The 18,432-nt window shown below is 62.4% G+C and carries 20 protein-coding genes, 1 tRNA gene and 1 riboswitch; of the genes, 13 read left to right on the top strand and 8 right to left on the bottom strand.

From position 1 onward, the window contains the following. On the bottom strand, positions 1-891 hold the full coding sequence (locus ACODR8_RS11420) for a sulfotransferase family protein (protein ID WP_489007327.1): 891 nt from the start codon (positions 889-891) through the stop codon (positions 1-3). 141 nt (positions 892-1,032) lie between these two features. Here ACODR8_RS11420 and ACODR8_RS11415 point away from each other — a divergent pair, with 141 nt between their 5' ends. From ACODR8_RS11415 to ACODR8_RS11405, 3 genes are all read left to right on the top strand, one after another. Continuing rightward, positions 1,033-2,355 carry a cell wall hydrolase gene (locus ACODR8_RS11415; protein WP_489007326.1) on the top strand — a complete coding sequence of 441 codons (1,323 nt, stop codon included), beginning with the start codon at positions 1,033-1,035 and terminating at the stop codon, positions 2,353-2,355. 120 nt (positions 2,356-2,475) lie between these two features. Next, a complete protein-coding gene (locus ACODR8_RS11410; protein WP_489007351.1) occupies positions 2,476-3,939 on the top strand; it encodes a TolC family outer membrane protein in 1,464 nt (487 codons plus the stop codon). A gap of 102 nt (positions 3,940-4,041) precedes the next feature. Next, positions 4,042-4,353: a hypothetical protein gene (locus ACODR8_RS11405; RefSeq protein ID WP_489007325.1), complete on the top strand. Its 312-nt coding sequence runs from the start codon at positions 4,042-4,044 to the stop codon at positions 4,351-4,353. A 4-nt stretch (positions 4,354-4,357) separates the two neighbouring features. Here ACODR8_RS11405 and ACODR8_RS11400 read toward each other — a convergent pair whose 3' ends face one another. From ACODR8_RS11400 to ACODR8_RS11385, 4 genes are all read right to left on the bottom strand, one after another. Next, on the bottom strand, positions 4,358-4,546 hold the full coding sequence (locus ACODR8_RS11400) for a hypothetical protein (protein WP_489007324.1): 189 nt from the start codon (positions 4,544-4,546) through the stop codon (positions 4,358-4,360). A 164-nt stretch (positions 4,547-4,710) separates the two neighbouring features. Next, positions 4,711-5,979: an SGNH/GDSL hydrolase family protein gene (locus ACODR8_RS11395; RefSeq protein WP_489007323.1), complete on the bottom strand. Its 1,269-nt coding sequence runs from the start codon at positions 5,977-5,979 to the stop codon at positions 4,711-4,713. Then, positions 5,979-6,245: a spike base protein, RCAP_Rcc01079 family gene (locus tag ACODR8_RS11390; protein ID WP_294136535.1), complete on the bottom strand. Its 267-nt coding sequence runs from the start codon at positions 6,243-6,245 to the stop codon at positions 5,979-5,981. The genes ACODR8_RS11395 and ACODR8_RS11390 overlap by 1 nt, the downstream gene beginning before the upstream one ends. A 118-nt stretch (positions 6,246-6,363) precedes the next feature. Next, complete coding sequence (locus ACODR8_RS11385) at positions 6,364-6,864, bottom strand: hypothetical protein (RefSeq protein ID WP_489007322.1); 501 nt, start codon at positions 6,862-6,864, stop codon at positions 6,364-6,366. 255 nt (positions 6,865-7,119) lie between these two features. Here ACODR8_RS11385 and ACODR8_RS11380 point away from each other — a divergent pair, with 255 nt between their 5' ends. From ACODR8_RS11380 to ACODR8_RS11370, 3 genes are all read left to right on the top strand, one after another. Next, positions 7,120-7,905 carry a sulfite exporter TauE/SafE family protein gene (locus ACODR8_RS11380; protein WP_489007321.1) on the top strand — a complete coding sequence of 262 codons (786 nt, stop codon included), beginning with the start codon at positions 7,120-7,122 and terminating at the stop codon, positions 7,903-7,905. A 6-nt stretch (positions 7,906-7,911) separates the two neighbouring features. Further along, positions 7,912-9,039: a glycosyltransferase gene (locus ACODR8_RS11375; RefSeq protein ID WP_489007320.1), complete on the top strand. Its 1,128-nt coding sequence runs from the start codon at positions 7,912-7,914 to the stop codon at positions 9,037-9,039. A gap of 134 nt (positions 9,040-9,173) precedes the next feature. Then, positions 9,174-9,722, top strand: coding sequence for a PilZ domain-containing protein (locus ACODR8_RS11370; RefSeq protein ID WP_489007350.1), 549 nt, complete (start codon positions 9,174-9,176; stop codon positions 9,720-9,722). A gap of 245 nt (positions 9,723-9,967) precedes the next feature. On the opposite strand, the gene ACODR8_RS11365 is transcribed toward ACODR8_RS11370, so the two are convergent. Beyond that, positions 9,968-10,044: transfer RNA gene (locus ACODR8_RS11365), tRNA-Pro, on the bottom strand. A 201-nt stretch (positions 10,045-10,245) separates the two neighbouring features. Between ACODR8_RS11365 and yajC the strand changes: the two genes are divergently transcribed. The 4 genes from yajC to ACODR8_RS11345 all read left to right on the top strand — a co-directional run bounded on the left by yajC (position 10,246) and on the right by ACODR8_RS11345 (position 13,687). Beyond that, the gene (gene yajC, locus ACODR8_RS11360) at positions 10,246-10,581 is read left to right on the top strand and encodes a preprotein translocase subunit YajC (protein ID WP_489007319.1); all 336 of its coding nucleotides are present in this window, start codon (positions 10,246-10,248) and stop codon (positions 10,579-10,581) included. Between the two features lie 7 nt (positions 10,582-10,588). Then, the gene (secD, locus tag ACODR8_RS11355) at positions 10,589-12,187 is read left to right on the top strand and encodes a protein translocase subunit SecD (RefSeq protein WP_489007318.1); all 1,599 of its coding nucleotides are present in this window, start codon (positions 10,589-10,591) and stop codon (positions 12,185-12,187) included. Between the two features lie 118 nt (positions 12,188-12,305). Further along, entirely contained in the window at positions 12,306-13,289 is a 984-nt protein-coding gene (gene secF / locus ACODR8_RS11350) for a protein translocase subunit SecF (protein ID WP_294136554.1), read from the top strand. Between the two features lie 59 nt (positions 13,290-13,348). Next, positions 13,349-13,687: an Mth938-like domain-containing protein gene (locus ACODR8_RS11345; protein ID WP_489007349.1), complete on the top strand. Its 339-nt coding sequence runs from the start codon at positions 13,349-13,351 to the stop codon at positions 13,685-13,687. Here the strand turns inward: ACODR8_RS11345 and ACODR8_RS11340 are convergent. After that, complete coding sequence (locus ACODR8_RS11340; protein ID WP_489007317.1) at positions 13,684-15,261, bottom strand: amidase; 1,578 nt, start codon at positions 15,259-15,261, stop codon at positions 13,684-13,686. The genes ACODR8_RS11345 and ACODR8_RS11340 overlap by 4 nt on opposite strands. Continuing rightward, positions 15,258-15,674 (bottom strand): DUF1801 domain-containing protein, encoded by a 417-nt coding sequence (locus ACODR8_RS11335; RefSeq protein ID WP_489007316.1) that lies wholly within the window; start codon positions 15,672-15,674, stop codon positions 15,258-15,260. Before ACODR8_RS11335 ends, ACODR8_RS11340 begins: the two co-directional genes overlap by 4 nt. A gap of 33 nt (positions 15,675-15,707) precedes the next feature. Next, positions 15,708-15,898: riboswitch (yybP-ykoY riboswitch) on the top strand. Between the two features lie 17 nt (positions 15,899-15,915). Here ACODR8_RS11335 and ACODR8_RS11330 point away from each other — a divergent pair. From ACODR8_RS11330 to ACODR8_RS11320, 3 genes are all read left to right on the top strand, one after another. Further along, the gene (locus ACODR8_RS11330) at positions 15,916-16,494 is read left to right on the top strand and encodes a TMEM165/GDT1 family protein (protein ID WP_489007315.1); all 579 of its coding nucleotides are present in this window, start codon (positions 15,916-15,918) and stop codon (positions 16,492-16,494) included. A 76-nt stretch (positions 16,495-16,570) separates the two neighbouring features. Continuing rightward, positions 16,571-17,497 carry a complex I NDUFA9 subunit family protein gene (locus ACODR8_RS11325; protein ID WP_489007314.1) on the top strand — a complete coding sequence of 309 codons (927 nt, stop codon included), beginning with the start codon at positions 16,571-16,573 and terminating at the stop codon, positions 17,495-17,497. A 46-nt stretch (positions 17,498-17,543) separates the two neighbouring features. Beyond that, positions 17,544-18,353 (top strand): undecaprenyl-diphosphate phosphatase, encoded by an 810-nt coding sequence (locus ACODR8_RS11320; RefSeq protein ID WP_489007313.1) that lies wholly within the window; start codon positions 17,544-17,546, stop codon positions 18,351-18,353. The last annotated feature ends 79 nt before the right edge of the window (positions 18,354-18,432 follow it).

The following is an 18,432-nucleotide window of genomic DNA, read 5'->3' as shown; positions in this document are numbered from 1 at the left end:
TTATCCGTGCCATGTAGGCCACGCGAAATCGGGGCCAAGCATGGCACGGGTGCGCTCTCGCGATAGGTGCAGGCGCTGGTCGAGCCAGGCGGCCAGGGCAGGGGCGGGGGCAGGATAGCGCCCTTCGTTCAGCTTGCTCTGGTCCTGCATGCGGGCAAAAGGTTCGATGGCGAGAAAAGCCGCTATGCGGTCGCGCTCGGCTGCTGGATCGTTCTGATATCGCTCGGTGGCAATGTACAAAAGCTGATCTTGGCGGAACAACGCCTGCCACCGGTTGATCTGCACATCATATTCGCTGCGCGCGCAATAGCTGTAATGCTGGTGGGCGAAACGTTCCTGCCTGCCGGGGCCGACACGGTCATGCGGCTCGACAATCCGTTCAGGTTCCGCGACAAAGGCTGCCTCTGGTTCCAATGTTTCGAAGCCGCGAGCGACTTCATGCCAATAATGCGACCATGCACGCGCGCATGGGTCGCGCAGCATCATGATGATTTTCGCGTCAGGACAAAAGGCGCTGATGCGCGCAGCGGCGTCGGGATGCATGAGATAATAGGGGGTGCAATCCATCGTCATCACCGGCGCGCCCACTTGGCGCATACGGTCCTCCGCAGCCCGCAGTGACGGGAAGTGGGCGAGATAATTTTCGGCCGGGCGCATATGGTGCCGGTCGAACTGGTGAACTTCCTTTGCTACTGGCGCGATGATCTGCGGGTGGTTCGCCAAGTCCCGGAACAATGATGTCGTGCCGGCCTTTTGTGCGCCGACAATGAAGATTTGGGGCGACAGGCGATCACCACGTCTTATGGCCAGTAGCGCTTCGAGTCGCGCAGTGGCAATGAATGAACGGGGACGATAAAGAATACGCCGGTGCAGGGTCCTCTCGGTACGCATGTCCATCAGACTATCTCGTCCCCCCCTTCCATTCAGGCTTTGACTCGCATGGAATATTCTTCTTCTACAACCAATCGCATTTCCCTCCCACATCATTAACCATTTGATGTTAGGGCCGCGCCTCGAAATTGGAATGACCAGATGACTGCATCTCCTCCGTCCGCCGATCGGGACAAAGGCGTCGATCCGGCTGTGAGCGAATATGCGTTGCATGGTCGTGGGGGCGGGCTGTCGGCGCGCCGGACCACAGCGATCATTCTATGCGGTTTGATCCTCGCCGCCGGCCTCGCCTTGGCAGTTCATTTTGTCGATACACTCACGGCGGTCCCGTCGCAGCCCGATTATGGGGTGCCACCCAATTATGACCCGCGATCGCACATGGCCACGGGGCGATCGGCGACCGGCGTGGAGCCGCCGGCCCTGATCTTCAAGCCGTTGGCTGCGCCCGACGCGCGCGCCATCAACGACGCGCAACCCTTTTCCACGGCACCACGGCCCCCGGCACCCCCCTTCATCTATTCGGGACCAGCGGACAATTGGCGCCGGGCGCAAGACTGTCTGGCCAGCGCGGTTTATTATGAGGCCGGTGACGATTCGGTCGGCCAGCGCGCGGTGGCCCAGGTCGTGGTAAACCGCCTGCGCCATCCGGCTTTTCCCAAAAGCGTGTGCGGCGTCGTCTTTCAGGGCAGCGAACGCGCCATCGGTTGCCAGTTCACCTTTACCTGCGACGGATCGATCATACGGCGTCGCCCCAGCGCATCAGCCTGGTCGCGCGCGCTGATCGCCGCTAGGGCGGCGCTGAACGGCTATGTGTTCGGGGACGTCAGTACGGCAACGCATTATCACACCGATTATGTCGTGCCTTTCTGGTCTGCGCAGATGGACAAGTTGGTGATGGTGCGCGGACATATATTTTTCCGCTGGTCCCATTCGGCCATGCTGCGCAGGGTGAGGGTCATGGATGAGCCGGTGATCGCGTCGATCGCCGGCCTGTCGGGCGATCAGAAAAAGGATGACGGCGCGTCTGCTGTCTTGTCCTACGACCTGGCCAAACTGGGCGATTGGCGCGACCGGTCATCCATTGCGAACAGTCCCGGCCGCAAGGATGCGGGGGCAGATGTTCCGGCATGGATACTCAAGGGCAACCGCCTGCATGATGCTGTGCCTGCTGCTGGCGCTTATATCCTGTCGCTTGAGCCTGGCGCTTTTGCCGGATCCTATGCCGTCACCGCCTATCGCATGTGCCGGGACAAGCCCGAATGCACCGTCATCGGCTGGCTGAACCCCGGTGATCTGCCGTCCGGCCCCGTAGTATCGGCCGCCGCCGCAAAGACCATGTCGTTTTTCTATCGTGTGGATGGTGATCGACGTAAGGAAACCGTGTTGTTCGACTGCGCCGTGATTGACCGGCCCGATCCGCGACAATGTCTGCCCGACAACCGGATGGGACTTTTGCCCAAATAGGACGATCGCGCCCGGCTGCGTGGGCGGAAGCAAACAGGCTTTGCGAACCATTAACCTTATTCTGCCAGACGGTGCGCAAGCGGCGTGACTGCCGTGGGTGGAGATTGGGGCAAGGCAATGATGGGACGGCGAAGCAACTTTTTCCCGCTGGCAGCGATAATCGCCGGCACCATGGCCGGAACACCGGCCTCAGCCGAAACGCTGATGGAAGCACTGGCCCTGGCCTACACCGACAACCCGTCGATCACGGCGGCCCGCGCCGACCAGCGCGCCATCGACGAAAATGTCACTATCCAGCGGTCCAGCGGTCTACCTTTCGCGGACAGTAGCGTCAGCTATTCGAACAATATCTATCGCCAGTTCCCTCAGATTTCTCCGCGCGAAGCGTTGAGCATGAACGCGCAGGTGGTTTTGCCTCTCTACAGCGGCGGCACCGTTCGCAATGCCGTCAATGCGGCCAAACTACGGGTCGAATCCGGCCAGTTTTCGCTGCGCAGCGTTGAGGCCAATCTGTTCCAGAGCATCGTCGCGACCTATATGAACGTGTTGCGTGACAGCGCGATCGTCGAACTGAACCGGCAGAATGTCCGCGCCCTGGATGTCAATCTGAGCGCTGGCCTGGAACGGTTCGAAGTGGGCGATCTGACCCGGACCGACGTGGCCCAGTCCCGTTCGCGCCTGGCGCTGGCGCGCTCCAGCCTGCAAAGCGCACAGGCGCAGCTTATCGCGTCGAAGGAAAATTATATCGCCCTTGTCGGCAAGCCGCCGCAGGATCTTGAAGTGCCGCCGCCGCTGCCCGGCTTGCCCGAGAGCGCAGAAGCGGCCGTAGCGCTGGCGCTGGCGAACAATCCTACCTTGCTTGCCGCCAACAAGGCCCGTGACGCGACGCGGTACGACGTCAAATCCGCCAATGGCCAGATCATGCCGCGGGTCAGCGCCTTTGTTAACGGGTCGAAAACCGACTATCTGGGGTCCACCGTGGTCAACCAGGGAGGAATCATCGACGTCCGCAACGACAAGGCGGCGTCGGCAGGAGCCACCATCTCCATTCCATTATATCAGGGCGGGCGTCCCGGCGCGCAGCAGCGCCAGGCCGCCGCGCGCGAATCGAGCGCGATCGAGCAGGCGACTGCCACCGAACGTGGCGTGATCGCGCAGACCCGCGCATCCTATGCCCTTTGGCGCGCGGCGCTCGAAACGATTGCGTCCGCTGAAGAAGCGGTGAAGTCGGCCGAGCTGGCGCTGGATGGTGTGAAGGTCGAAAATTCCGCCGGTTCGCGCACGATCCTCGACATCCTCAATGCGGAGCAGGAGGCGCTCAACACGCGCGTCCAGCTGGTCAGCGCGCGCCGCGACGCCTATGTGTCCGCCTTCACGCTTCTGGCGAATATGGGCCGGGCCGAAGCGCGCGATCTGGGCATCGACCGGGCCTATTATGATCCCAAGGATAATTATGCCCGTATCAAGGGCAAGTTCCTGGATTTCGATTACGCGCCACGGTCCAAACCGATCAGCGCCAGCACGGCCGACACACCGCCGCAGCAGCCAGGCACCATCCTGATCCCGGGCTTTTCCGGCTTCTGACGATCTGACGGGCGAAGCGCGGCGCGCCATGGTTACGAGCGATTAACCCTCTTTGGCTATCATTCTTGTTCGCAGATGATGCTGTAACGACAGGAGGCAGGGATGGAAGCAACATCAGCCGGGCAAATCGCCGCCATCGTTCGAGCGGAAGCGGGCAAGATGCGCGCGGCGATCGACGGGGTCAGTGACGGGGCGCAAGTGAGCCTGCGCGTGGGCGATTTCGCAAAGCTGGCTCATATGATGGAACGGCTCGCCGACAGCGTCACGGCCCGTGCGAATGGTTCGCTCAGCGAATCGCGTCACTGGATTCCGTTGGATAATTTCGAACGCCTGCGTGCAGAGGCAATGCATTGGCAAGCAGAGTGTGAGAAATTGCGCCGCGAGGCGCAGATCGACAGTTTGCTTCGTCTCTAGCCCATCAGGGCAGCAGGAGCATCAGCCCCGCAATACAGGCCGCCCAAAATGCCACGATCGTCGTCATGATCGCGGCGAAAATTGCATAGTTGCGGGCTACTTTCCATGGCTTGAGCCGCCGGGTTTGCGGACGCGGCGCATCGCGATAGGGGACTAGAACGGCATCCTCTTCAACGATCGGTTCCATGAACATGACTCAGCTCCTTTAATCTCTACTTAAACAATAGAGATTTAGAATGCTAGATAGATTTCGTCAGGGCGAGGTAAAGTCGCGATTTATCGTTTGCCGGGCGCAGCAGGCCCGGAACGTCGAAATGACGATAGCCAAACGTCGCCATTTCGCCGTCGCGGTGGAGGTCAGTCGGCAGTCAATGGCGCTGCCAGCGCATCGGCCCATGCCTTGATCACTGCGGCTTCCTTGACCTGCCCCGTCTGGCGGGAGTGCAGCCCGTCCGAGCTGTCATTGGCATAGTCGGCCCAGCGATCGGTCTGCGTAGGATCTTCGATGGCCGCTGCAATATCGACATGGCCCGACAGTCCGTAGGCGGCAAAGTTGGTCCTGATTTCGCCGTTGAACGCTTGACGGCCATCGGCTGCGCCATTGGCATATCGCCCGGCGGGAACATTGGATTCGTTGGTGGAGGGCGCCATCGTCGTCCACCATATCCGCACTTGAGGATTGATCGCCTTCGCCTTCACGACAAAGGCCGCGATGTCCGCCAATATCTGGCTCACCGTGCGTCCGCTGCTCATGTCGTTGACCGACCAGTTGCACAATATGTCGCTAACATAGGCGATGATCCCGATCCGCAGGACCGGTCTGGCGAAGTTGCCTGCGACAAAATCCTGGATCTTGGACCCGGCGCGTGCCTGCATCACATGCGGAATGCCCGCCTGTTCCAGCGCCATGCGCGCCGGCCCACCCGCCGTACCGGTGCCGGGGCCTGCATTGCCCGATACGCCGTAAAAGCGACTATCGCCGCCCACCAGCACGGTGGGGCCATGATCGGTGGCAAGGCCGATCAGCACGCCTGGCGCACCATCGATTTGCGCTCTTGCTCCACCATCGGCAGGAAGTACGCCTGTCTGCATCAACCGGTCGATGCTGGTTGTCGTACCCCTTTGATCTTCACCTGCAGGCGTACCAGGTCCCGTCATGGGAAAGTTGGCGCGGGTATCACCAACCAGATTATCCTTCATTGATCGGTGCCAGACCGTGGCGCCAGGCGGGAATTCGGACAGGCCGAGCGCACCGGGCACGACATCGTCCGACCATAGCAGCCCTCCGCCGGGAATCGCGCCGATATCGCTGCCGGACCAGGTTATACGCCCGACCGCCGGGCCGATTTCCAGCGCCCGCTGAATCGATTGTGTGCTGACTGCGGTTTCGGACTGGTCGGACCCGATGACGAATGCCGCGTCCGCGTAGCGCAGGGCGGTCATATGTGCGTTGGACAGCATATCCTTTATGCGCCCGCTCGTTCGCGCCGAATTCGACGTCGATATATTGCCGATGCCATAGGCGCTTTCCCCGGCGCGGATGGAGCCAAGGCGCCATAGCGCGGGCGCGCGCGCGGTCACCGGACCGCGCGCGCCATGGCCAAAGCCATATCCCAGCCGCCCCATCAGGCAAGCGCCACGATATTGGCTGCCGTCGTACCCGTGGCGCGGACGTAACGGGCGCGGACATCCAGGACCTGCCCGTCGGCGACATGAAGGAAGCTGACGTCCGCGGTCCCGTCGACGCCGCGCAGCACGACCGTGCCGCCGGTGCCGATATACAGCGCCTTTGGCACGACCGGCAATGCGTTGCTGTCATGGGGAATGACGGCATAGGGCGCGCGCGCCGATGCAATCGGATTGTCAATGAAGCTGGTATAGGGGTCGGTCATCTTGCGCCTCCTGCGTAAAGAGGCGACTCACATATACCGGACGATGGTCTGTAGGACAGCAAATAGGATCGAAGTCTGAACCAATTATATCCTATTTGGTTCAGTGTGACTTTTATTACTAGGCTGGCGCGGTCGGAACTGGTCGCCGGGCTGCGTCACCGCGCCGACGTGTGCGTTGTTCTTCGATGGCGATGACTTCGAACAATTCGTCGGGGAAGCGGCGTGCGCGTTGACGCAATGTGTCGATGCCCGACGACAGATAGAGCGCGACGATCAGGATCATCATCGCAGACATATCGCCCAGTCCGGCGATATCCCCGGTCGCGATCCGCGCGCCACCGGCGACGATGACCAGGATCAGCATCGCCGCAAGCAGATCGGACCGACGCGAGCGGGGAAATGCGACGAGCAGCGTGGGAAAAAGGACCGCAACCATGCTGAGCGACAGCCAGGACATGGTGGAGGACGACAAGTGGACCCGATCCGTCGTCAACATGACCCCTGCGACCAGCAGGGCCAATGCCATCAGGCCAAGCGCGCAGCGCATGGCCAGGATGAGGGATTTTGGATTGGGGAACATGCCGTTGCCTTTGTCGCCTTGTGGTGCGGAAAACGGCATAGGCTAGACTCCCTTAAACCCGAATCACCCGTTAGGGTTAATTGGCTGAAAACCAAGAATTAGCGGGGCAGGGTGCCGATGCGCCGCGCTATAGTCATGTATCGATAGGCTATAGGCCAAATTGATCGGCGCTCGAAGCGAGGAGAGCGTCATTTACGAGCGCGTCAGTGCCAAGTTGCGCCTTCCCAAGCACAGGCCAATCGTGCATGTCCGACCAGTCGTCCGTTACTGAGCGGGCAAGGGGGACGCGGATTGATGATCGACTGGGTACACAGCCTTGCTGGCCTGCTCGTGGGCTTGCTCGTTGGGATAACCGGCGTGGGCGGCGGGTCGCTGATGGCACCCATCCTCATCCTGCTGGTGGGCGTAGTGCCTGCGACTGCCGTCGGAACCGACCTGTGGTTCGCCGCGATTACCAAAACCGTCGGTGGTGCCGTCCATCATCATTTCGGCAAGCCGGACTGGAGCGTGGTGCGTCGCCTGTTGATGGGCAGCCTGCCAGCGTCCGTCCTGACCATTGCCCTCTTGTCCAAGCTGCCCCGCAGCTCGTTCCAGAGCGACCTTATTCTTTCGGCGTTGGGCGTGTTGCTGATCATGACAGCGCTTGCAACGCTTTCGCGCCGCCGCATCCACGATTTTGCGCGCGATCTGGAGCATGATCGCGCGCAGCGCTTTCGGCGTATGCAATGGCCATTGACGGTGCTGGCCGGCTTCATCCTGGGCGTACTCGTCACGCTGACATCGGTGGGGGCGGGCGCACTGGGGGCAACCATGCTCATTGCGCTCTATCCGATGCGCATGAAAGCTGCGCGCCTGGTGGGCACCGATATCATCCACGCTGTGCCGCTGACCGCCGTGGCCGGGCTGGGCCATCTGTGGATCGGCAATGTCGATTTCGCCTTGCTGGGTTCGCTTCTGGTCGGATCGATACCGGGTATCATCGTGGGATCGCTGCTGTCGTCCAAACTGCCCGACCGCCTGGTGCGACCGGCGCTTGCGCTGGTGTTGATGCTGGTCGGCATAAAGCTGCTGGTGGGTTGATCGCTGATGCACGTCGCGACATTCCTTCAGGACCTGGCAGGCGGCGGCGCGGAGCGTGTCGCCGTTCTGTTGATGAACGGGCTGGTGGCGCGGGGCGAGCGGGTCACGCTGATCCTCGCGCGGCGGGAGGGTCCCTATCTCGACGATCTCGATCCCGCCATCGAACTGGTCGATCTTGGCAATCGCCGTTCGATTTCGAGCATTCGCCCGCTCGCCCGCTGGCTTCGTTCGGCGCGGCCGGATATTCTCGTCAGCCATCTCACCCATGTTAATGTCGCGGCCGCGCTGGCCAATCGGCTCGCGTGGGCCGGCATCCCGCATGTGGCTGTCGAACATAATCAGATGGGGCAGAATTACGCGCTGCTGACCAACCGATCGGTCAAGGCGGCCTATCGCCTGGCGCGGTTCGTCTATCCCGGCATTTCGCGGATCGTCAGCGTTTCGCAGGGTGTCGAGGCCGCTGTCCTGGCCTTCACGCGCGGGCGTGCGCATAATCATCAAGTGATCCATAATCCGGTCGTCACCGACGGGCTGGTGGCGCTGTCCGCCGAAGCCCCCGAACATCGCTGGTTGACCGACGGGGCAGGCATACCCGTTCTGTTGGGCTGCGGGCGTCTGCACCATCAAAAGGGCTTTGACGTCCTGATTAGCGCCGTGCGCAAGGTGCTGGACGATCGCCCGGTCCGGCTGGTCATTCTGGGCGAAGGCCCCCTGCGCCCGCAATTGGAGGCGCAGATTAGCGCTCTGAACCTGGGCGATCATATCGATCTGGCGGGATTCAGCCGCAATCCTTTCGCGATGATGCGTGTGGCGGACGCCTTCATATTGTCGTCGCGTTGGGAAGGGTTGCCGACCGTATTGATCGAGGCGCTTGCCTGCGGTGCCAATATCGTTGCGACCGATTGCCCCAGCGGTCCGCTGGAAGTCCTCGAAGGGGGCAAGTTCGGACGCCTTGTCCCCGTCGATGACAGCGACGCCTTGGCCAAGGCGATATGCGCCGCGCTCGATACGCCGCTGGATAGTGCATCGGCCACCGAGCGGGCATCCGATTTCACCCTGGATCGCGCGGTCGATAATTATATGGCGCTGTTCGATCATTTGCAGCCCCGGCGCGGAAAACCGTCGAGGGGATAGTCTGACACCGGCGGGGCCGTTTGCCCCGCTGCCCCTATCGATCACCGGCAACAAGCTCTGGACACAGGCTCTGTCGCGGACAGCCGCCCGACACGGCACTGCCGAGAATCGGACCGCACAACGCCCGATTCTCCATGGACCTTTTACGATTTCTTAGGGCAATGCGTCCAGATTGCGGTCCCCGGCTATGGAGCCCGCCAATGTCAGTTCGAGCGACCCTGTACAGCGATAATCGCGGCGCGCAGCGCATGCAGTTGGATCGCGCCTCGACCCTGCGCGATGACGACGACACACCGTTCGACGTTCAGATCGAGGATATCTCGCTCACCGGCTTTCGACTGCAATTGCCTTTCGAAGTCCTGCCCGATCAGGCGATGACCATCGGCGTGCCGGGGGTGGGGATCCGGGCGGTGCGGGTCGTCCGCGTCGACGGAGCGACCGCTGGCTGCATCTTCGTTCAGCCGCTCAATCCTGCGGAACTCGACACGATTCTCCGCTTCGACAGCTCCGTCATCCAGGAAAACTTCAAATATCAGGCCAGTCCTGCGAAAGTCGCGGAAAAGGACGGTTCGGCATTGTCCGCGGAAGCCGCAGGGCTAAGTCCGTCCCAAAAATTGGCGATTGTCGCTGGCGCGGCACTGACCATCTGGCTGCTGATCGTCGCGGCCATTTCCCTAATTTAAGAGCCAGACTGTTCAGTCCCGGCATTGGGTGGCGTATTGCGCGTGCGCTGGAGAAAGCCTGTCGCCGTGGCGACGCACCGATTGATCGCAGTATAGAATAGTTCAGTTCCGTTGGCGGCGCGTTCTCGTAGCGATGGAACGGCCCGGCTGATCCCAGTGAAGCTGCTGGTCGATCGCCTCCCGCGCTTGCACTTGGGAAATTTTCGGGCGTCCGTCCACCGGACGGCCGCTCTTTCCGAAAATCTTGGTCGGGACGAGAGGATTCGAACCTCCGACCCCCACACCCCCAGTGTGATGCGCTACCAGGCTGCGCTACGTCCCGACCGGAGGGCGGCCAATAGAGGCACATTGCGGAAGTTGCAAGGGATTCGATGCGGCTCTTTTGCGGTCGCCGTAAACGCCCTAATCATATTGCCTCCCCGCCTGCATCTGTGGTAGCCGCCGCGGCTTGATCCGTGGGCGCTGCATGCGTCCTGCGGCCGACAGAAACCAAGGCGCGACCTGCTTCAGGAAAGTCCCACCCATGTTCATATCGACAGCCTTTGCCCAGACTGCGGGCGGGCCAGCATCCGGCAGCGGCATATTGGTGCAGATGGCCCCGCTGGTCCTGATCTTCGTGGTATTCTATTTCCTGCTGATCCGTCCGCAGCAAAAGCGGATGAAGGCGCATAAGGCCAAGATCGACGCGGTGAAGAAGGGTGATCAGGTCATCACCGGTGGCGGCCTGCTGGGCAAGGTCATGCGCGTGGACGAGATTTACGCCGAAGTCGAAATCGCGCCGGGCATGAAGGTGAAGGCGGTCAAGTCGACCCTGACCGACGTGATCGACCCGACCACCGCCAAGCCCGCGAACGACTGAGCCAACGATGCTGAATTTTTCGCGCTGGGCGGTCTTTGCGATCATCCTGCCGCTGGCGATCGGCGTGCTGTGCGCCGTCCCCAGCTTCCTGCCGGATTCGGTCGTCAACCGGCTGCCGGGATTCATGCAGACCCGCGTGAATCTGGGCCTCGACCTGTCGGGTGGCAGCCATTTGCTGCTGGAAGCCAGCACGCAGGATGTCGCCAAGCAGCGGCTGACCAATATGGAGGAGCAGGTTCGCACCGAATTGCGCCGGGCTGATCCCCGCATCGCGATCGGCGACATCTCCAGCCGCGACGGGAAGCTGAGCTTCATGGTGCGCGAGCCAAGCCAGGTGGACGCCGCGGTCGAGCGCATCCGCCAGCTGACGCAGGGCGCGGCGCTGACCGGCCAGCGCGATTTCAATGTCGAGGTGGTCAACAGTTCCACCATCGTCATCACGCCGACCAGCGCGGGCATCAACAATGCGGTCAAGAGCGCGATGGAAGTCGCGACCGAAGTCATCCGCAAGCGCATCGACGAAATGGGCACGCGCGAACCCACGATCCAGCAGCAGGGTGACAATCGCATCGTCGTGCAGGTGCCGGGCCTGCAAGATCCCAAGGCGCTGAAGGATCTGCTGGGCCAGACCGCGAAGCTGGAATTCAAGCTGGTCGATTTCACCGCCAACCCTGCCGAAGTGGCGCAGGGCCGCGCGCCGGTGGGCAGCGAAGTACTGCCCTATCCCGACAATCCATCGGGCGTGCCGCTGATCGCGGTCAAGCGGCAGGTGATGGTCTCGGGCGAGGATCTGACCGACGCGACGCAGGGCTATGACCAGAGCAACCAGGCGATCGTCAACATTCGCTTCAACGGCTCAGGCGGGCGCAAATTCGGGCAGGTGACATCGCAGAACGTCAACCGCCCCTTCGCCATCATCCTGGACGGCAAGGTGCTGTCCGCCCCCAATATCAACGAACCGATTCTGGGCGGCAGCGCGCAGATCAGCGGCAATTTCACCGTCGAAAGCGCCAACCAGCTGGCGATCGCGCTGCGATCGGGCAAGCTGCCGGTTGCGCTGACGGTGGTGGAGGAACGCACGGTCGGGCCGGGGCTGGGCGCCGATTCGATCCGTGCGGGGCTGATCGCGTCGATCATCGCGGTGGTCGCGGTCGCGATCTTCATGTTCGTGAGCTACGGTCGCTTCGGCATGTATGCCAATCTGGCGGTCGCCATCAACGTGGCGGTCATATTGGGTGTGATGGGCATGTTGGGCGCGACACTCACGCTGCCCGGCATCGCCGGCTTCGTGCTGACCATCGGCACGGCGGTGGACGCCAACGTGCTGATCTACGAGCGTATCCGCGAGGAAAGGCGACGCGGGCGCAATGTCGTCCAGTCGATCGAACATGGCTATAAGGAAGCGAGCCGCACGATTTTCGAGGCGAACGTAACCCACGCTATCGCCGGCGGCATCATGCTTGCGCTCGGCTCCGGCCCGGTCAAGGGCTTTGCCATCGTGCTGCTGATCGGCATCGCGACCAGCGTGTTCACCGCCGTCACCTTCACCCGCATGGTCGTCGCCAACTGGGTGCGCCGCACCCGGCCGACGGACATCACGATATGATCGCGCCACTCCCCCTCCCTGCCCGTCATCCTGACGAAAATCAGGATCCAGAGCGCGACGCGCGGCGCTCCGGGCACTGGATCCCGGATCAAGTCCGGGATGACGAAGGAAGCCTGCCATGAAACTTCTGAAACTCGTCCCGGACAACACCAATATCGGCTTCGTCGCGATGCGGAAATGGGCGTTTGCGCTCACCGCGTTGTTGACGGTGCTGGCGGTTGGCGCGACGGCTTATAAAGGCCTCAACATGGGCGTCGATTTTGTCGGCGGCCTGATGATCGAGGCGAAATTTCCGCAGAATGTGGAAACCGACAAGGTCCGCGCGACCATCGGCACGCTGGGCGTGGGTGAAAGCTCACTCCAGCAGTTTGGCGATCCCAAGACGGTGCAGATCCGCTTGCCCTTGCCCGAACAGGGCGGCGCAGGCGCAGCCAATGCCGTGGTGGAAAAGACCCGCAACGCGATGACCGCGCAATTTCCCGGCGTCACCTTCTCCCGCTACGATACGGTGTCGGGCAAGGTGTCGGGCGAGCTGATCCAGAATGGCGTGCTGGCCGTCGTGCTGGCGATCCTGGGCATCGCGGTATTCAGCTGGTTTCGCTACGAATGGCAGTTCGGCGTCTCCACCTTCGTCGCGATCGTCCATGACGTACTGATGACGCTGGGCTTTTTCGCGGTCACGCAGCTGGAGTTCGACCTCAACATCGTTGCGGCCGTACTGACGATCGTGGGCTATTCGATCAACGACAAGATGGTGATCGACGACCGTATCCGCGAAAATATGCGCAAATATCGCAAGATGGACATGAAGGCGCTGATCGACCTGTCGGTCAACGAAACCCTGCCGCGCACGGTGATGACGTCGGTGACGATCATGCTGGCGCTGGGCGCATTGCTGCTGTTTGGCGGCCATGTGCTGCGTGGCTTCACCGCGGCGATGATGCTGGGCATTATTGTGGGTACTTACTCGTCGGTCTATGTCTCCTCCTCGCTGCTGATCTCGCTGGGGCTGACCCCGATGTCGTCGGAAAAGAAGGCGAGCAAGACCAACATCGCTGCGCAGGCCGAACGGGTCGGCCCGCGCGATGGAGCGCAACCCTGACCGGGGACAAGCGCATCGGCATCGAACTGCGCCGCGACGATAGCGGCCAGGGTCCGATCATCACCGGATTCCAGGGGCGCGGTTTCCGGGTGCGGGACGATGTGTTTCCGACCGGTCTGTTGCTCAGTCCGGTCCGGGCCATGGCGTGGGACGATGCCCCAGCGATCGACGCGCTGACGCTCGGCGCGTTGGGTAATCTGTTCGACGGCGACCCGCGGCCCGAATTTCTGCTGCTCGGCACCGGCGCGGGCTTGCGCCAGCCACCCCGCGCCTTCGTTCGCGCGGTCGAGGCGCTGGGGATCGGCGTAGAGGCGATGGACAGCCGCGCGGCTGCCCGCGCCTGGGGTGTGTTGCGCGCGGAAGAACGGTGGATCGTCGCCGCGCTGCTGCCGCTTTAGCGGATAACCCCTTCCAGTTCCGGGCCGGTATCGACGCTCGGTCGGAAATCGGGCTTCAGCTTCAGGCCCGCCGCCTGCTCATAGGCATAGCCTGCGTCGAGTAATCGCTGCTCCTGATAGGATGCGCCGATGAAGCTCAAACCCACCGGCAGTCCGCGCACTAGCCCCATCGGCACGGTCAGGTGCGGATAGCCCGCAATCGCCGCCGGACCGGTCGATCCGCTCGGCCCCTCATATTGATCGCCCCACACTGTGTCGGACGGCCAGGCCGGGCCGTAACTGATCGTCACCAGCAGATCGAGCCGGTCGGCGGCCAACATGGCGTCGATCCCTTGCGCGCCCGCCAGCCGCAGCGACTTTTCGCGTGCGGCTGTGTAGGCCGGATCGTCCAGTCCCTTCTTGGCTTGCGACAGGGCGAAAATCTCCTGCCCGAACAGCGGCATTTCCTGCGCCGGGTGCGCCGCGTTGAAGGCGATCAGGTCGGCCAGCGTCCGGCTTTCCACCTGATCCGGCCGGGTGGAGGCGAGATAGGCGTTGAGGTCCGCCTTAAACTCATATTGCAGCACATCGTAACTGGCGGCGGACATGCCCTCCATCGGGGGCTTCTTCACTTCCACCAACGTCGCGCCCAGCCCTTTCAGTACGGCCAGCGCGGCATCATAACGGGCCAGCAAATCCGGCTGCGCCCCGCTGCGCAGGACGCCGATCCGCATTTTGGCGATGGCGGTTGGGTCCAGTGCGGCGGCATAATCGCGCGCATGGCTCATGGCATCTGCCGTCGCCGGATCGGCCGGATCGCTGGCGATCAGCGCTGACAGCAGGATGGCGGCATCGCGCACGGTGCGGGTCATCGGCCCGGCTGTGTCCTGGCTGTGGCTGATCGGCACGATATGGCTGCGCGGAATCAGGCCGATGGTCGGCTTCAATCCTACAAGCCCCATCATTGATGCCGGGCAAATGATCGACCCGTTGGTTTCGCTGCCGATCGCGCCGGGCACGAAACCGGCGGCAACCGCAGCGCCCGATCCGCTGGACGATCCGCAGGTGGTGCGATCCAGCGCGTAGGGATTGCGAGTGAGGCCGCCCATCGCGCTCCAGCCGCTCATCGAGCGTTCGGAGCGGAAATTGGCCCATTCGCTAAGGTTGGTCTTGCCCAGGATGATCACGCCCTTTGCCTTCAAGGCAGCGGCGACCGGCGAATCGCGTCCCGGCGCATTGCGCGCCAGCGCCAGCGATCCCGCCGTGGTCGGCATCCCGGCCGCCTCGATATTATCCTTGAGCAGGATCGGCACACCATGCAGCGGACCGCGGATGCGCCCCGCGCGCCGCTCCGTGTCCAGCGCCCGTGCCTGCGCGATCGCATCGGGATTGATGGCGATGATGCTGTTGAGCCTCGGCCCCTTCCGATCCATCGCTGCGATGCGCTTGAGCAGCGCGCGCACTGTTGCTTCGCTGCTGGTTCGCCCGGCGGCCAGATCGGCGGACAATGACGTAATCGTCGCATCCTCGATCGCCTGCGCGGCCACCGGCATGGTCCAGAGCAAGGCGGCAAGGAGGCAAAGGGAACGGATCATGCGGGATAGGCGCTTTCCATATGGTTCCAGCTTTGAACGATCAGCGCCTCCAGCACCGCCATATCGATACCCGACAGACGCTTGATATAGAGACAGCCCTTGCCGCGCTTGTGCTTGCCCAGCGGCACGCAATCCTCATCCGATATGCCCGACAGATAAAGGACCAATTCCGCCTTGCGCGGGGAAAAGGCGATACGGGAGGCGTCGCCTTCACGGCCGCTATCATAGCGATAATGATAGCTGCCAAAGCCGATGATCGAGGAGCCCCACAGCCTTGGCGGCTCCCCCGACACCGCCTGCATCAGCGCAACGAGCTTTTCCCCATCCTCGCGCCGTTCGGGCGGTTCGACCGCGGCGAGGAACACCGCTACGTCGCTATTTGTCTCGATCGTCTTGTTGCTGTCCTTACCCATGGCTTGTCATCCCCACGTACACCGCGTAGAGGCTAGCGCGTCATCTGGGGAGTAGCCAGCCGTTCCGACGCAAAAGGAACGGGCCTTATGTCAACATATTTGGCCGAGAGGCCATGGCATGGGGGACGCGGAACAATCTGCTTCTGGCGAGACCAATGGCATCGGCGCTTTTCTGTCCGGCCGGGCGGGGAGCGACGGTGGCATTGCGTCTATCACTTCCGCCCGGCCCCGGAACTATCTGATGGAAGCCCTCTTTACCTCCGCCGCGCTCGTTGCCCTTGCCGAAATGGGGGACAAGACGCAATTGCTGGCGATGCTGCTGGCGACGCGCTTTCGCAAACCTGTGCCGATCATCCTTGGCATATTGGTCGCGACGATCGCCAATCATTTCCTTGCCGCTCTGCTGGGCCATTCGATCGCGGGCGTGCTGACGCAGGACTGGTTCCGCTATGCCGTGGCCTTCAGCTTCATCGCCATGGCCGCCTGGACATTGGTGCCAGACAAGATTGACGAGGATGCGCCGTTGAAAGCGCCGTCGAAGGCGGGCGTGTTCGTGACCACATTGGTCGCCTTCTTCCTGGTCGAGATGGGCGACAAGACGCAGGTGGCGACGATCGCGCTGGGCGCACGGTTCGACAATCTGGTCGCGGTGACGATGGGGACGACGCTGGGCATGATGCTGGCCAATGTACCCGCCGTGCTGTTCGGAGAGGCGCTGGCGAAGAAAGTGCCGATGCGCGCGTTGCAGGTCGGCGCGGCGTTGCTGTTCCTGCTGCTGGGGCTGTGGATGATCGCCGATCTGGCGGGCTGGATCGGGTAAATTGGTTGTCAGCGCGACGCGGCTGGGGCAAGGGAATGGGCAGCATATTCCCTCTCAGACGAACGTGGGTCAGGTGATGAAAGACTATCTGGTTACGATATTCGGCGGCGGCGGCTTTGTCGGTCGTCAGGTGGTGCAGGCGCTGCTGGCGCGTGGCGCGCGGGTGCGGATCGCGCAGCGTGATCCGTCCACCGCGCTGCGGGTCAAGCCGCTTGGCGGGCTTGGCCAGGTGCAATTCATCGCCGCCGACATCCGCAACCCCGCCAGCGTCGCGCGGGCAGTGTCGGGCAGCGATGTCGTCATCAATCTGGTCGGCATTTTGAAGGGTGATTTCGACGCTTTCCACCATCGCGGCGCTGCCAATGTCGCCACGGCGGTGGCGGATGCTGGCGTGGGCGCACTGGTGCATATGTCGGCGATCGGCGCGGATGACGACAGTCCATCAGCCTATGGCCGATCGAAAGCCGCGGGCGAAGCCGCGGTCAAGGCCGCCTTCCCCACCGCCACCATCATCCGCCCGTCGATCATCTTCGGCGCGGAGGACCAGTTCCTCAATCGCTTCGCGCAGATCATTGCTATGCTGCCGGTTGTGCCGGTGATCGGTGGGGCAACCAGGTTCCAGCCGGTCTATGTCGCCGACGTCGCCCAAGCGATCGCCAACGCCGCCGAGCAGCCGGGCGTCCATGGCGGCCAGACCTATGAACTGGGCGGGCCGCAGGTGCAGAGCATGAAGGATATCAACCAGTGGATCGCCACGGCGACCGGCCGTAACAAGCCGTTGGTCGATGTGCCGCACGCCGCGGCGAAGCTGCTGGCGATGCTGCCCGGCGGGCCGATCACCAGCGATCAGCTGGCGATGCTGGGGCGCGACAATGTCGTGTCACCAGGGGCCAAAGGGCTGGACGCGCTGGGCGTCGTCGCCACGCCGATGGCCGGGGTCGCCGACAAATGGATGGTCCGCTACCGCAAACATGGCCGCTTCGCCGGTCGGGTGAGCGCCTGACTATAATGATCCTCCCCTTGCAGGGGAGGAATTAGGAAAGAGGCGCATGGACCTGCATTATCTGACCGTCATCCTGCTGGGTATTGTCGAAGGGCTGACCGAATTTCTGCCGGTATCCTCGACCGGACATCTCATTCTCGCCAGCGAATTGCTGGGATATGATGCGTCGACCTGGGCGATGTTCAATGTCGTCATCCAACTGGGGGCAATCCTGGCGGTTGTCGTCCTTTACTGGCGCACCTTTTGGGCGGTGGGCATGGGGCTGTTGCGGCGCGAACCGGTAAGCTGGCGGTTCCTGCGCAATCTGCTGATCGCCTTCATCCCTTCCGCCATTATCGGCCTTGCGCTCCACGACTATATCGAGATTTTGCTGGGCGCGCCGCAGGTCGTCGCCTGGGCCTTGATCGTCGGCGGCGTCGCCATCCTGCTGATCGAACGGGCGGTCAAGGAACAGCGGTTCCACGGCATCGCCGATATTCCAGCCATCCGGGTGCTGGGCATCGGCCTTGTCCAATGTATCTCCATGATCCCTGGCGTCAGCCGGTCGGGCGCGACGATCATGGGCGCGCTGATGCTGGGTGTGGAGCGGCGCACAGCGGCCGAATTCAGTTTCTTCCTCGCCATCCCAACCATGCTGGGCGCGACGGCGCTGGAATTGATCAAGAAGGGTGATCAGATCACCAGCGCGGCGGTGGGCTGGGACAGTATCGCACTGGGCTTTTTCGTGTCGTTCATCGTCGCGCTGCTGGTGATCCGCTGGTTCGTCGGGCTGGTGTCGAAACATGGATTCGCGCCCTTCGCCTGGTATCGAATCATCGCCGGAATCGCCGCTCTGGTGTGGCTGGGGACTAGATAGGGCCGAAACGGTCTATTTATGGGGTGAGTTTTTGCGATTGTTTCGCAAATAGGTCTTATGCAGGTCAATAATTAGTCAG

This window comes from Sphingobium sp. FG58 (assembly GCF_057809055.1).
The sequence above is the reverse complement of the archived record's forward strand: the minus strand, read 5'-3'. Positions and strand labels throughout refer to the sequence as shown.